General features: G+C 73.6%; 10 protein-coding genes and 1 pseudogene. 2 read left to right on the plus strand and 9 right to left on the minus strand.

The features are described from left to right. Window positions 1–342: 342 nt before the first annotated feature. The 8 genes and pseudogenes from OG219_RS48055 to OG219_RS48090 all read right to left on the minus strand — a co-directional run bounded on the left by OG219_RS48055 (window position 343) and on the right by OG219_RS48090 (window position 8,542). Window positions 343–1,296 carry an aromatase/cyclase gene (locus OG219_RS48055; RefSeq protein ID WP_266838170.1) on the minus strand — a complete coding sequence of 318 codons (954 nt, stop codon included), beginning with the start codon at window positions 1,294–1,296 and terminating at the stop codon, window positions 343–345. A 204-nt stretch (window positions 1,297–1,500) separates the two neighbouring features. Continuing rightward, window positions 1,501–2,250, minus strand: coding sequence for a thioesterase II family protein (locus OG219_RS48060; RefSeq protein WP_266838173.1), 750 nt, complete (start codon window positions 2,248–2,250; stop codon window positions 1,501–1,503). Between the two features lie 509 nt (window positions 2,251–2,759). Beyond that, window positions 2,760–3,581, minus strand: coding sequence for an AfsR/SARP family transcriptional regulator (locus OG219_RS48065; RefSeq protein ID WP_266838174.1), 822 nt, complete (start codon window positions 3,579–3,581; stop codon window positions 2,760–2,762). A gap of 533 nt (window positions 3,582–4,114) precedes the next feature. Next, window positions 4,115–4,390: pseudogene (locus tag OG219_RS48070) on the minus strand (transposase); the annotation flags it as partial. Between the two features lie 369 nt (window positions 4,391–4,759). Then, complete coding sequence (locus OG219_RS48075) at window positions 4,760–5,605, minus strand: AfsR/SARP family transcriptional regulator (RefSeq protein ID WP_266838177.1); 846 nt, start codon at window positions 5,603–5,605, stop codon at window positions 4,760–4,762. A gap of 312 nt (window positions 5,606–5,917) precedes the next feature. Then, on the minus strand, window positions 5,918–6,568 hold the full coding sequence (locus tag OG219_RS48080; protein ID WP_266838179.1) for a ScbR family autoregulator-binding transcription factor: 651 nt from the start codon (window positions 6,566–6,568) through the stop codon (window positions 5,918–5,920). 72 nt (window positions 6,569–6,640) lie between these two features. Next, window positions 6,641–8,230, minus strand: coding sequence for an acyl-CoA carboxylase subunit beta (locus OG219_RS48085; RefSeq protein WP_266838182.1), 1,590 nt, complete (start codon window positions 8,228–8,230; stop codon window positions 6,641–6,643). A 123-nt stretch (window positions 8,231–8,353) separates the two neighbouring features. Next, window positions 8,354–8,542, minus strand: coding sequence for an acyl-CoA carboxylase subunit epsilon (locus OG219_RS48090; RefSeq protein ID WP_266838184.1), 189 nt, complete (start codon window positions 8,540–8,542; stop codon window positions 8,354–8,356). A 333-nt stretch (window positions 8,543–8,875) separates the two neighbouring features. Here OG219_RS48090 and OG219_RS48095 point away from each other — a divergent pair, with 333 nt between their 5' ends. Beyond that, entirely contained in the window at window positions 8,876–9,886 is a 1,011-nt protein-coding gene (locus tag OG219_RS48095) for a ScbA/BarX family gamma-butyrolactone biosynthesis protein (RefSeq protein ID WP_266838186.1), read from the plus strand. Window positions 9,887–11,228: 1,342 nt separating this feature from the next. On the opposite strand, the gene OG219_RS48100 is transcribed toward OG219_RS48095, so the two are convergent. Next, window positions 11,229–12,095 carry an NAD(P)H-binding protein gene (locus OG219_RS48100; RefSeq protein WP_266838188.1) on the minus strand — a complete coding sequence of 289 codons (867 nt, stop codon included), beginning with the start codon at window positions 12,093–12,095 and terminating at the stop codon, window positions 11,229–11,231. A 207-nt stretch (window positions 12,096–12,302) separates the two neighbouring features. Here OG219_RS48100 and OG219_RS48105 point away from each other — a divergent pair, with 207 nt between their 5' ends. Next, entirely contained in the window at window positions 12,303–12,968 is a 666-nt protein-coding gene (locus OG219_RS48105) for a ScbR family autoregulator-binding transcription factor (protein ID WP_266838190.1), read from the plus strand. Window positions 12,969–13,086 lie beyond the last annotated feature (118 nt).

The raw sequence follows: 13,086 nt of genomic DNA on the forward strand, positions 1-13,086 counted from the left end.
GGCCAAGCCGCGCAGCGGCGTACGGCGCTGCCCGGCTGCTTGGGCGGCGGCCGGGGCCCGGCCGCCGCGGGACTTCCCGCAGCCGGGTGGGAAGCCCCCTTGTCCGCGAGGGGGAGGAGTCACGGCGCCTCCTGGTCGGCAGATGTCCACAACGGTCCGGCTCAGCACGCTAACGGCCCCCGCGCCCGCCGTCCGATTTCCCAAGCGGGTGTACAGCGGTGCCCAAGCCCGCCACGGGCCGTCCCGGAGCGGCGCCAGGGGTGCCCGTCCGCCTCCCGGACCCCTTGCCCCTGCCCCGCCCCTGCCACCTGCCCCTGCCATCTGGCGCCGGCGCCGGCGCTGTCACAGCATGCGGACGGCGCTCTCCGCGTGCTGCTTGGCATGGGCGAGCAGGACCCGGCAGTTGCGGCCGAGTGCCTCGCGCACATGCCGGCGCGCGTCCGCCAGGCCCGCCTGCCCGCCCAGCTCGGCGGCGATGCCCTCCTCGCGCAGGACGACGGTGTGCTGTGCGGTGACGGTCACGCCCCGCTCGTCGGGGACGACGGACCATTCGCCGGTGTGGGCCTCCAGCAGGGCGGAGGGCGCGGTCTGCTTGTAGATGATGCGCTCCGCGTGCGGGAAGCAGATCCGCACCCAGTCCGTGGTGTGCGTGCCGTACTCGGTCAGCGTCTCCATGGTCATGCGCTGCACTCCGGGGACGTCCTCGGTGAGGTCGGCCCGGGTGACGTGCGGCACCGTCTGCGGCCAGTCCCCGGCCCGGTGGAGGAAGTCGTAGACCAGCTCGGCGGGGCCGTTGACGTGGACGGACTCCTCGAAGGACAGGACCAGTTCGTCCAGGCGCGTCCAGCGCTCGGCGACCGCCTTCAGGCCGGCGAGCTGGATGCGGCGGTGCCCGTCGGTGGCCCGCTCCGCCCACGCCACGTCGTCGGGCAGGCCGCCGGTGACGCTGAAGTCGTACAGCAGCTCGAGCTCGGAGCTGTGCGGTCCCCGGGGATGTACGCTCACGATGCCGCCCAGCCCGCTCAGCGGGGGCGCGGGCAGTTCCTGCCGGAATTCCACACGGCGTTTCACCGGGTCCAGGTGCCGCCACGAAGTCCACGACTTCAGCAGGCCGTCCAGGAGGCACCACGTCCGCAGCCGCTCCCGTTCGCCGTCGAACTCCAGCCGTTCCACATGGATACTCGGGGCGAAATGCAGTGGCCAGCTCACCGCGTCGGCAATCAGTGCGTAGACCACACCGGCGGGTGCGGACACCTGGACCTTGTACGTCGTATTGTCCGCGAGCTCAACAGACATCTGAACACCTCTCCTACATTGCGCCGACGAGTACGCGAACAGAATTCAGACGGCCGGATGAAAACCGCTGAAAAACCGCTCAAGAATGAGCGGAAAGCAGATCGGACGGCGCGGGGCCTGCGGGCCGCCGGCTGCCGCACCGCGCGGGGATCCACCGGCGCGCGGGCCTCGCGCGCCGGTGCCGGGTGAGTGGGGGCTTCGGGCTCATCCGGCGGGCACGCGCTGCCCGGCGAGGCGGCGGGTGACACGGCAGGCCCGGCCCAGGAGAGCGGGCAGTTCACGGCCGGCTGCGAAGAAGTGACGGCCGGGGACGGTACGCAGCCGCGTGGGCCCCTGGGTGCACTGCCGCCAGCCGTCGGCGATGGTCGGCGGCGCCAGCGGGTTCTCCTGCGAGGCGATGACGAGGACGGCCGTGGTGAGCGGCCCCGCGGACAAGGGCCTGCGGGCCGCCTCCTCCAGGGCCTGGGCGAGCTCCAGGTCGGCGCGGAGCACCGGCAGCATGGCCCGCAGCCAGATCCCTTCGTCGCTGCGGGGCGGCACGGCGCCCTCACCGCCCAGGACGTGCAGCAGTTCGGCGTCCGTCGCGGCGCGGGCGTCCGGCAGCTGCGAGGGAGTGCGGGGCGGCGGGCAGGCGCCGACGGCCAGGAGCGCGGGGCCGGGCAGGCCCGCCTCGTGCAGGGCGCGCGTCACGGTGAAGGCGACCATGGCGCCGAGACCGTGCCCGTACAGGACATACGGGCCGGGGGGCGGGTCCGCGAACAGGGGCAGCACATCGGCGAGCAGGGCCTGCTGTGTGGTCACCCGGGGCTCGGAGCTCCGCCGCCGGGGGCCCGGCAGGGCAACCGGAAGCACCTCGACACCGCCTCCGGCGCTCGCGGCCCAGCCGTCGAAGAGCGAGAGGCCCCCCTCGGAGTGTGCGAAACAGTGCAGTCGCACCGACCGTCCGTCCGACATGGCATCCTCCTCTCCCTGCGCCCCTGGTCACGCGGGGCGGGGTTCGAGAATCGCCGGACAGCCTCAAGGACCACTGGAGAGCGGGCAGAGGCCCTGCCCTGCCCTACCCTGCCTGGCCTGGCCTGGCCTGGCCTGGCCTGGCGCCGGAGCGGGGGATCGGGGCTCCTCCCCCTCGTGGGCACGGGGGCCTCTCACCCGGGGCCGGCAGGCGCCCGTGGCGGCCGGGCCCCGAGCGCTGCCGGGGCGGAGGTGCAGTGCGATACGCCGCTTCGCGGCTCGCCGGCCGGGCGGTGTTTCCCGCCCGGTCCCAAGGCCGGGATTCCCGCGCACGATGAGGGACGGCCCCTCCGGTGACCCGGCCGTTGTCCGGCGGGCCCCTCTCCCGGCACCGCCGGCACCGCCCGGCACCGCCGGCACCGCCCGGCACCACGGAATCGGACGGGTTCCAGGGGGGGAAGCGGCCGGGGAAACGGCCTCTGAGTACGGCTGAGCCCCCGCTCCGGCCGGTCTCAGGCGGCGTAGAGATCGAAGGTCGAGGTGCGCCGCGCATTGGCGGCGACGTCCAGCTGCGGGTCGACGGCCAGCATGGCCTGGTGCAGGCGCTGCACCTGCGGCGAGGGCTCCACGCCCAGCTCCTCGATGAGCCGGATGCGCAGCTTGCGGTAGACGGCGAGGGCGGACGCCTGCCGCCCGGACCGGTACAGCGCCACCATGGCCTGCGAGTACAGGCCTTCGTGCTGCGGGTAGCGCGCCGTCAGCTCGGCGAGTTCCGCGATGAGTTCGGAGTGCCGTCCCAGCCGCAGGTCGGCGTCGATCCGCCGCTCCACGGTGCCGAGCCGGCTCTCCTCCAGACGCATGACCTCGATCCCGAGGATCGGTCCGACCCGTACGTCGACCAGCGCGGGGCCGCGCCACAGGTCCAGCGCCCTGCGGAAGCAGCCGGCGGAGGTCTCGTCGTCCCCGGCCTCGAACGCCGACCGCCCTTCGGTGACCATGCGTTCGTACTCGTGGACGTCGACGCTCTCGGGCGGTATCTGCAGCAGGTAGCCGCCGTGCCGGGTGGCGAGCACTTCCTTGGCCGCGCCGGGGGCATCGGGCCCCATGGCGGTGCCCAGGCGCCGGCGCAGTTGCAGGATGTAGGTCTGCAGCGTGGTGAGCGCGCTCTGCGGCGACTCGGTTCCCCAGATTTCTTCCATGAGCGTGGGGACAGGCATCACCCGTCCGGGATAGAGAGCGAGCAGGGAAAGAATCTGCCGCGGCTTACCGGCCGTCGGGACAATCGATCCCCCGTTGACCTCGGCACTCAAAGGACCCAGAACTTGAATCTTCACTGCGTTCCTCCGCACCTCGTCGAGTTCCCCTCGTGGCTGAATTCCGTCACCGTCAGCACACTAGCCGGATTCACGTCGCACCCGACCTCCCTCGACCAGGGCTTGAGAGTGTTTCAACTGAGGCCCGCAGTACGGAAATTGATCCACTCAAGAGCACGTGAACGACGGCTGGAAGAAAGCGTGCCCGCCGTGTCGCAGAATGCTCTGCCGCGTTACCTTTTCCATTGAATTCGGTTGCAGGGAAACCGGATTACGGAATGTACGGCACCGTTTGACGGACGGGCCGTACCCGGCCCGGTGCCGCCCCTCCCCCCGGCACCGGGCCGCAGCCGTCGCGGCAGGGGCGCCACGCTCCGGCGGGGTCGGTGCCGGGCGGGGAGGGCGCCTGGCACTGTGGCTGTCATGCGTGTGGAAGCACCTGTTGAGGAGTCGGCCGATGAGGGGCTGCGTCCGTGTGACCACTGCGGCCACCCGGTCTTGATCGACTCGGTCGATGAGTACGACTGCCCGGCCTGTGGCGAGCGTGACGAGGATCAGCCTGATGCTGCGGGCCGGGGTTCGCGGAAGGTTCCGTCGCGGAGCCTGGCGAAGAGGACGTCTGCCCGTCGTCCGGCGAGGCGGAGCAGGGCTGGGGTGTGGTGCTTGCCCTGGGCGGTCTTCTTGTCGTGGCAGGTCCGCGGTGCCGGGTCGCCCGAGGCGGCGAACGCGGAGAGGAGGAAGGCCCGTTCGAGCTGCTTGCTTCCTCTCCGGGAAGGCTGTTCGCCGCGGGTCGGGGATCCGGAACTGCGGGTCGCGGGGGCGAGTGCGGCGCAGGCGGCGGGCGGACCGCCGGCGGCGCGGCGCAGCCCCGTGCCGGGGACCGCACGCCCGGCGGGTGCGGGCACGGCGGCCGCCACGCGGACGGGGCGACGCGGCTCGCCCCCTCTCGTGGGCAAGGGGGGGCTTCCCGCCCCGCTCCGGGGAGTTGTGCGGCGGCCGGGCCCCGGCGCCGCACACGCAGCCGTGCGGTGCCGCACGCCGGGCTGCGCCTCCCCGCCCGGCCGAAGCACCGCCACTCCCCTGCAGGGCCGGGGACGGACTCCTGCGCGCCCCGCGGGCGGCGGACATGCCGCTTCCCGGGGCGCCGGCGGACCGGGGGACCCGGCCGCGCCAAAGCCCCGGGAAGCGGGGGCGGTCACTCAACTGGTGGGAACCAGGCGCTCCTTGGCGGCCCCCGGCGCCGGCGCCGGGGTCTCGGGGCCGGCGGTGAGGATGGACCGCTGCAGGCGCCGCAGCCCCGCCGACGGCTCCAGACCGAGGTCCCGGACGAGCGCGGCGCGCAGCCGCTGGTAGACCTCCAGGGCCTCGCCGCGCCGCCCCGAGCGGTACAGCGCGAGCATGAACTGGCCGTGCAGGCTCTCGTGGGCGCGGTACCGGTTCACCAGGACGGTCAGCTCGGCCAGCAGCTCACGGTGGCGTCCCAGCCGCAGATCGGCCTCGATGCGCTGGTCGAGCGCGCACAGCCGGCTCTCCTCCAGGCGCCTGGTCTCCATGTCCAGCTGCACCCCCGCCTGCACGTCCGCGAAGGCGGTCCCCGACCACAGCGCCAGCGCCTGGCGCAGCTGCCGCGCGGCGCCGGGGAAGTCACCGGCGTCCATGGCCCGGTACCCCGTGCCCGCCAGGCGCTCGAAGGCGCGGACGTCGCTCTCGCCGCCGCCGGCGGCCAGCAGATAGCCGCTGGGCATCGTCACCAGCACGTCCTTGGCGGTACGCCGCCCGCTCCCGCCCTGCGCACCGTCCTGCCCGTCCCTGCGCAGGGCCACGGCGATGAGTTCGCGCAGCTGCAGGACGTAGGTCTGCAGGGTGGTGCGGGCGCTGCGCGGCGGGGTGGTGCCCCACAGCTCCTCGATCAGCGCGGCGACGGGCACCACCTTGTCGGCGTGCAGTGCCAGCAGCGCCAGCACCTGCCGCGGCTTGGGGGCCGTCGGTGTGACGGAGATTCCGTTCTCCTGTACGGCCAGTGCGCCCAGTACCTCGATGTCCACGCGATCTCCCCTGTTGTGTGCCCGAGTGCTCCGGTCGGTCCGCGGCCGTCGACAGATGCCAGTCCGGCGCCGTGACCAGACTAAAAACAGCACATCCGGTCTGTCAATATCAAACCGCATATCCTGTATTTTCTTAGCGGATCCCCAGGAGCGCGCAGCCACTGGCCAGCAGTTCCCTGCGGTCTCCAGCGCGGCTCAAGGCATCCCGGAGCCGCCCTCCAGGGGCTAACGGGGCGGGGCGGGCGAAGATCACCCGCTAAACAGACCTGAAGGTCTGTTCTTGTCCGGGGGCGGCCGGCTCACGGGGGCGGCTCAGGCGGGCGGCCCGGGCGGGGGGACCGCGGCCGGCGGCCGCGAGCCGGCGCTCACCAGGTGCTCCAGGCCGCTCCGGCCGGCGAGCCGGGGCAGCATCACCTCCCAGAAGCGGGTGACGTTCTGCCGCGACAGCCAGGAGGTGTCGCCGCCGCCCAGGACCTCGAAACCCGCGGTCGCGGCGACGATGACGCGGGCGCCGTCCGCCCAGGACACGCCCTCCGCCAGGGCCCCGCTGCGCTCGGCCCGGCGCAGGCTGTCCTCGACCCAGTGCTGCCACTGGGTGCGCAGCGAGGGCTCCGCGCGGTGCGCGATGGCGCCCGCGAGCTCGAAGCCGCCGCGGACCACCACGTCGTGGGCGAGGCTGCCCATCAGCTCGTGCGTGGCGTCCACCACCGCCTGCAGGGAGTCGCCCTGCCAGGCCCGCGCCGACTCGGTGATCGCCCGCACGGCCTCGGCGGCCTCCGCCTCGACCGCGTCGGCGAGCGTGCTCTTGTTGGCGAAGTGGAAGTGCAGCGCGCCGTTGCTGACCCCGGCCCGCCTGCTGATGGTGCTCAGCGAGGCGGTGACGAAGCCCTCCTCGGCGAACACCGCGGCCGCCGCCTGGATCAGTGCGTGCCGGGTGCGGGCCGCCCGCTCCTGTTTGACCATGTGCCTCTCCTGGGACGGGGGACGCCGGAAGCCGGCACCGCACCGACGTCCCCGGTCCCGTGGAACGTACTGCTACTGCGGGGGATTGCCGTGCTTGCGGGACGGCAGGTCGGCGTGCTTCCTGCGGAGCATGGCCAGCGAGCGGATGAGGACCTCGCGGGTCCGGGCCGGGTCGATCACGTCGTCCACCAGGCCGCGCTCGGCCGCGTAGTAGGGGTGCATGAGCTCGGCCCGGTACTCCTTGACCATCTTCTGCCGCATCGTCCCGGGATCCTCGGCCTCGGCGATCTGCCGGCGGAAGATGACGTTGGCCGCGCCCTCCGCTCCCATCACGGCGATCTCGTTCGTCGGCCACGCGTAGGTGAGGTCCGCGCCGATGGACTGGGAGTCCATGACGATGTACGCGCCGCCGTAGGCCTTGCGCAGGACCAGCGAGACCCTGGGCACCGTCGCGTTGCAGTAGGCGTACAGCAGCTTCGCGCCGTGCCGGATGATCCCGCCGTGCTCCTGGTCCACGCCCGGCAGGAAGCCGGGCACGTCCAGGAAGGTCACGACCGGGATGCTGAACGCGTCGCACATCTGGACGAAGCGTGCGGCCTTCTCGCTGGCCCCGATGTCCAGCACGCCGGCCAGCACCCGGGGCTGGTTGGCGACCATGCCCACCACCTGCCCGTCCAGCCGGGCCAGCGCACAGATGATGTTGGGCGCCCAGCGCTCGTGGACCTCCAGGTACTCGCCGTCGTCGGCGACCTCCTCGATGACCCGCGCCATGTCGTAGGGCCGGCTGCCGTCGGCCGGCACCAGGTCCAGCAGCACCTCGGAGCGCCGGTCGACCCGGTCGCCGCCGCGGAGGCGGGGCGGGGCCTCCCGGTTGTTCTGCGGCAGCAGCGACAGGAGGTAGCGCACCTCCGCCAGGCACGTCTCCTCGTCGTCGTAGGCGAAGTGCGCCACGCCGGAGGTCTCCGCGTGCACGTCGGCGCCGCCCAGGCCGTTCTGCGAGATCTCCTCACCGGTCACCGCCCTGACCACGTCCGGGCCGGTGATGAACATCTGCGAGGTCCCGCGGACCATGAACACGAAATCGGTCAGCGCGGGACTGTAGGCCGCGCCGCCCGCACACGGCCCCAGCATCACGCTGATCTGCGGGATGACGCCCGACGCGCGGGTGTTGCGCCGGAAGATGCCGCCGTACCCGGCGAGCGCGGAGACGCCCTCCTGGATGCGGGCGCCGGCGCCGTCGTTCAGCGACACCAGCGGAGCCCCGGTAGCGATGGCCATGTCCATGATCTTGTGGATCTTCTCGGCGTGGGCCTCGCCCAGCGCACCGCCGAAGATCCTGAAGTCGTGCGCGTACACGAAGACGGTACGCCCCTGAACCGTCCCCCAGCCGGTGACCACACCATCCGTGTACGGCTTCTTCACCTCCAGCCCGAAACCGCTCGCCCGGTGCCGGCGCAGCTGCTCGACCTCCTGGAACGAGCCCGCATCCAGCAGCAGGGCGATCCGCTCCCGGGCGGTCAGCTTGCCCCTGGCGTGCTGCGCCTCGGTCGCCCGCCGGCCGGGGCCGGCCACCGCCTGCGCACGGATGCCGTCCAGCTCCGCCACACGCCCGCGCACACCGGCGGGCCCCGGCTGCGCCGACGCCCCCTTCGTCATAGCCATGTCAGGTGCCCTCCTGGGACGGGGCCGAGGAGGTCCCGCCCCGGGTCCGTGAAGCCATCATAACAAACCACTTGCGCGGTTTCTTGTTGGGGAGTGAAGGAACGCGGGAGCTGCGCCCCGGCATCAGCGCCAGCCCCCGGGCGCCGCGTAGCCGTCCGGTCCCCGCCACCAGCGGACCGGGGCCTCCGGCAGCCGCCCGGGCGGCTGCCGCGCGCCCGGGCGCCGGGTGAGCAGCACCGCGACCACGGCGGCCAGCTCCGTCTCACTGGGCCGCCCCCGCTCCACCCTGATCAGGGCTTCTGCCCTCTCCATGCGACCGGTCCCCTTCCTGTCGGGCCTGCAGACACGGTCGGGGAGGCCGCTCAAGGACGGCTCCGGAACCGCTGGAGGCGGACGGCGGGCCGCGCCCCACGCGCACCGGGCTACACCCCGCGCCCCGCGCGGCCGGCAGCCCGGGAGACCTGCGGGAGATGCGCCGGCCCGGGGCCCGCCCGGCGGCCGTCCGCCCGCCCGGGAACACATCGCTCCATTTGTCGCGGGCTGGAGTGCGGCATTCCTTCTAGAAATTAAACCGGATGGTATGTATCTTCGCTCTCCTGAGGGATGCACCACTCACATTCAAGCCACGGCGGCTCAGGGGGAACCATGTCCGTAAGCACGTTCCGCATGCACCGCGCGATACCCGGCACAGCAGGCGCATCGAGCGGGGGAGGCCCGGACCCGGAGGGGGCCTGCACCCTCCCCTTCGCCTCTCTGACCACCACCGTTCCCAAGGAACTGGTCCACCGCGCGAGCCTTGCCGAGGTCATGCTGACCGACTGGGCGCGCCGGGAGGAGCACCGCTTCAGCGTCGCCGCCCAGTGGCCCCGCGGGCACAGCTTCTTCGCCACCGTGGACGGCTGCCACGACCCGCTGATCGCCGCCGAAACGATCCGGCAGGCCGGCATCCTCCTGGCACACGCCGAGTACGGGGTCCCCCTCGGCCACCACTTCCTGGTCAGCGACCTCGCCGTGGCCGTCCGCCCCGAGCACGTGCGCGTCGGCTGGGCCCCCGCCTCGCTCGAGCTCGACGTCCGCTGCTCCGGCGTCAAGCAGCGCGGCGGCGCGGTGACGGGGTTCCGCACCGAGGTCGCCATCCACCGCGACGGCGCCCTCGCCGCGACCGGCGGCGGCACGCTGGCCTGCATCACCCCCCGCGTCTACCAGCGGCTGCGCGCCGCCCGCCGCCCCGCGGGCGACGGCACCCAGGGGCCGGCGGTCATCGCGCTGACCGCCCCGGAGCCCCCGCAGCGGGTCGGGCGCATGTCGCCCACCGACGTGGTCCTCTCCCCCACCGGCACACCGCACCACTGGCAGCTGCGGGTGGACACCCGCCACCCCGTCCTCTTCGACCACCAGGTCGACCACGTCCCCGGCATGGTGCTCCTCGAAGCCGCCCGCCAGGCCGCCACCGCCACCCTGGGACACGCCTCCCTGCCCCTGGCGGTCACCAGCCAGTTCCAGCGCTACGTCGAACTCGACGCACCCTGCCTCATCGAGGCACACCCCCTCCCCCCGGCCGGCCCCGACGCAGCACAGAGCGTCCAGGTCACCGCCCACCAGGACCACACCCCCGTCTTCCGCTGCACCGTCACCATGGCCCCACCCGCCACCTGACCCGCCCCTCCCCCGGACCAGGCCTGCCCGGGACGGCCCCCGACGTCCCGGGCAGACCTGCCCGCCCCCACCCCGGCCCCCCGGCCCGGCGCAGCCCACCCGCGACCGGGCCGGGACAGGCCCGGCCGGGACAGGCCGGGCCACAGCCGGGCCGGGCCGCAGCCGCCGCCCCGCGACTGCGCCCCGGCCCCTCCACGACCGGCACGAACACCACCGGACAGCCCCCGGCCCGGCTCCTTCCGGGAACCGGCGCGAAGGCCGCGAGACGGTCCCCGGCCCAGGCCGCGAAGACACCGGCCCGGCAGCCACGTCCCGTTCCCTTCCCGCCCCCCTCCCGGGGACCGGGAACGAACACGGCGAGACGGCCCCCGGCCCCGCGGCTCCGTCCCGGCTCCTTCCAGGACCGGTGCGAAGGCCGCGAGACGGCCCTGGGCCCACACCCGGCGAAGACACCCGGCGGCCCGGCGGCCACGCCCCCGCCCCGCCCGGGACCGGCGCGAAGGCGCGGGACAGCGCCCGGCCCACGCGGTGAAGACACCCCGCCCGGCGGCCACGTCCCCTTCTTCCCTTCCCGGGGACCGGCCCGAACACCGCGAGACGGCCCCGGCCCCGCGGGCTCCGTCCCGGCTCCTTCCAGGACCGGCGCGAAGCCCGCGGGACAGCCCTGGGCCCAGGCGGCGAAACCACCCCGCCCGGCGGCCACGCCCCCGCCACACCCGGAACCGGTCCGAACACCGCGAGACGGCCCTGGGCCCACCCCGGCGAAGACACCCGCCCCGGCGGCCACGCCCCGGCCCCCCGCCCGGGGACCGGCGCGAACACCGCGCGACAGTCCTGGCCCCACCCCGGCGAAGACACCCGGCAGGCCACGTCCCGGCCCCGCCCGGGACCGGCACCGAACACCTCGGGACGGCCCCCCGGCCCGGCTCCTTCCGCGACCGGGCGCGAACGCCGCGAGACACTCCCCGGCCCGCGCGGCGAAGACACCCGCCCCCGCAGCCATGCCCCGCCCGGGAACCGGCCCGAACACCGCCCCGGCCCCGCGGCTGCGTCCCGGCTCCTTCCGCAACCGGCGCGAACACCGCGGGACGGCCCTGGGCCCACCCGGCGAAGACGCCCGGCGGCCACGTCCCCGTCCCGCCCGGGGCCGGCACCGAACACCGCGGGACAGTTCCCCGCCCGGCTCCTTCCGCGACCGGGCGCGGAAGGCCGCGAGACACTCCCCGGCCCAGGCCGCGAAGACGCCCGGCGGCCACGTCCCCGCCCCGCCCCGGGGACCGGCGCGAAGGCGCCGCCGGGGCGGTCGTGGGCCCGGGCGGGCGAAGACACCCCGGCCCCCCGGCTACGTCCCGGCCTCTTCCGGGACCGGTGCGAAGGCCGCGAGATGGTCCCGGGCCCAGGCGGCGAAGGTGCCCGCCGGGCGGCCCGTCAGCACGGTGACCCCATCCCCCACCCCGGCCTTGGCACCCGCGCGCTGACGCTCCGCGCTCTGCAGCAGCGCCTCGACCACCGGCGCCGGATAACGCCCCGCCAGCACCGCCCGCGCCCGGCCCACGCCCAGCTCCTCGAAACGCAGGTCCACCCCCAGCAGCCGGCCCAGCTGCTCCGTCTGCCCCACCGCGGTGACGGCCTCCGGCCCGGTCAGCGTGTAGGCGCGCGAGGCATGCCCCTCCCCGGTCAGCACCCGCACGGCGGCCTCCGCGACATCCCGCGGATCCACACAGGCATTGCCCGACCTCCCATACAGCGCACGCACCGTCCGCTCCGACCGGACAGAATCCGCCCAGGACAGCGAGTTCGACATGAACGCACGCGGCCGCAGCAGCGTCCACTCCATCCCCGAGGCCCGCAGCAGCTCCTCACCCTCACGCTGCCACCGCGTGATCACATCACCGGCCCCCGCATCCAGCACACCGGCCGCGGACAGCTTCACCACCCGCCGCACTCCGGCCAATGACGCCGCCCGCACGAACGCCGCATCATCCCCCCCGCCGACCCGCGCGGTGACAAGGAACGCCGTCCGCACCCCCGCCAGAGCCCGCGCCAGCGACCCCGCATCCCCGTACTCCCCGGCCACCTTCTCCACCCACGGCGCCGCCCCCGTGATCCTCCCCGGATCCCTGGCCATCAGACGAACCCCCAGCCCGGCGGGCAGCCGCTCCACCACCAAACGCCCCACCGTCCCCGTCGCCCCCGTCACCAGAATCACCGCACCCCCTCCCCCACACAGCCACCAACCCCGCACCCGCCCCACCCCAGCCCCTCCACCACACTCCCCACTCCCGCAGCAACGGTTTTACGCAATTCCTTGAATCCGGTACCACCCAGGGGGCTGCGCCGAACACAAACAGCTGTAATATACAAACTGGACGGTTTTTTATGGGTCTCCGGGCTCATCAACCTCAGGAGGCCCCACGTGGTGAAGCAGGACCGGGCGATCCGGACCCGACAGACGATCCTGCTGGCAGCAGCCAAGGTCTTCGAGGAAAACGGCTACCAGGCCGCAACCATCAGCGAGATCCTCGCCGCCGCCGGAGTGACCAAAGGCGCCCTCTACTTCCACTTCCCCTCCAAGGAACACCTCGCCGAAGGCGTCCTGCACCAACAGGACCAACGCCTGCCCATCCCCGACCGCGCCTGCAAAATGCAGCAACTCGTCGACACCGTCGTCCTGCACGCCCACCGCCTCCAGACCGACCCCATGGTCCGCGCAGGCGTCCGACTCTCCCTCGACCAACAAGCCCAGGGACTCGACCGCAGCGGCCCCTTCCTCCACTGGAGCGCCGTAGGCATCGAACTCCTCGAAAAAGCCCAGACCCAAGGAGAACTCCTCCCCCACGTCAACCCCACCGAGACCGCCGACGTCGTCGTCGGCGCCTTCGCCGGCGTCCAGGCCATGTCCCAAGCCCTCCACAACTACCAAGACCTCCCCCACCGCGTCAGCACCCTCCTCAAACACCTCCTCCCCAGCATCGTCATCCCCTCCGTCCTCGCCGCCATCGACCTCACCGAACACCGAGGCCCCGCCGTCCACACCGAACTCCAAACCCACCCCACACCCACACCCACACCCACCAACTAACCCCACACCCAGCCGCCGGCACCCCAACCCGCCGACACCGCCAACCCGCCACCCCCACACCGCCGCCGGCGGCCGGCCCCCTCACAAACACCCCCGCACCGCGGCCCTCACCGCGGCC

Source organism: Streptomyces sp. NBC_00038 (assembly GCF_026343635.1).
GTDB lineage: Bacteria > Actinomycetota > Actinomycetes > Streptomycetales > Streptomycetaceae > Streptomyces.

Bases quoted from the DNA above. Each gene is read 5' to 3' on its own strand.
- OG219_RS48060 (WP_266838173.1), bottom strand. From the start codon at position 2,250: ATGTCGGACGGACGGTCGGTGCGACTGCACTGTTTCGCACACTCCGAG.
- OG219_RS48095 (WP_266838186.1), top strand. From the start codon at position 8,876: ATGTCCGTAAGCACGTTCCGCATGCACCGCGCGATACCCGGCACAGCA.
- OG219_RS48085 (WP_266838182.1), bottom strand. From the start codon at position 8,230: ATGGCTATGACGAAGGGGGCGTCGGCGCAGCCGGGGCCCGCCGGTGTG.
- OG219_RS48080 (WP_266838179.1), bottom strand. From the start codon at position 6,568: ATGGTCAAACAGGAGCGGGCGGCCCGCACCCGGCACGCACTGATCCAG.
- OG219_RS48055 (WP_266838170.1), bottom strand. From the start codon at position 1,296: ATGTCTGTTGAGCTCGCGGACAATACGACGTACAAGGTCCAGGTGTCC.
- OG219_RS48090 (WP_266838184.1), bottom strand. From the start codon at position 8,542: ATGGAGAGGGCAGAAGCCCTGATCAGGGTGGAGCGGGGGCGGCCCAGT.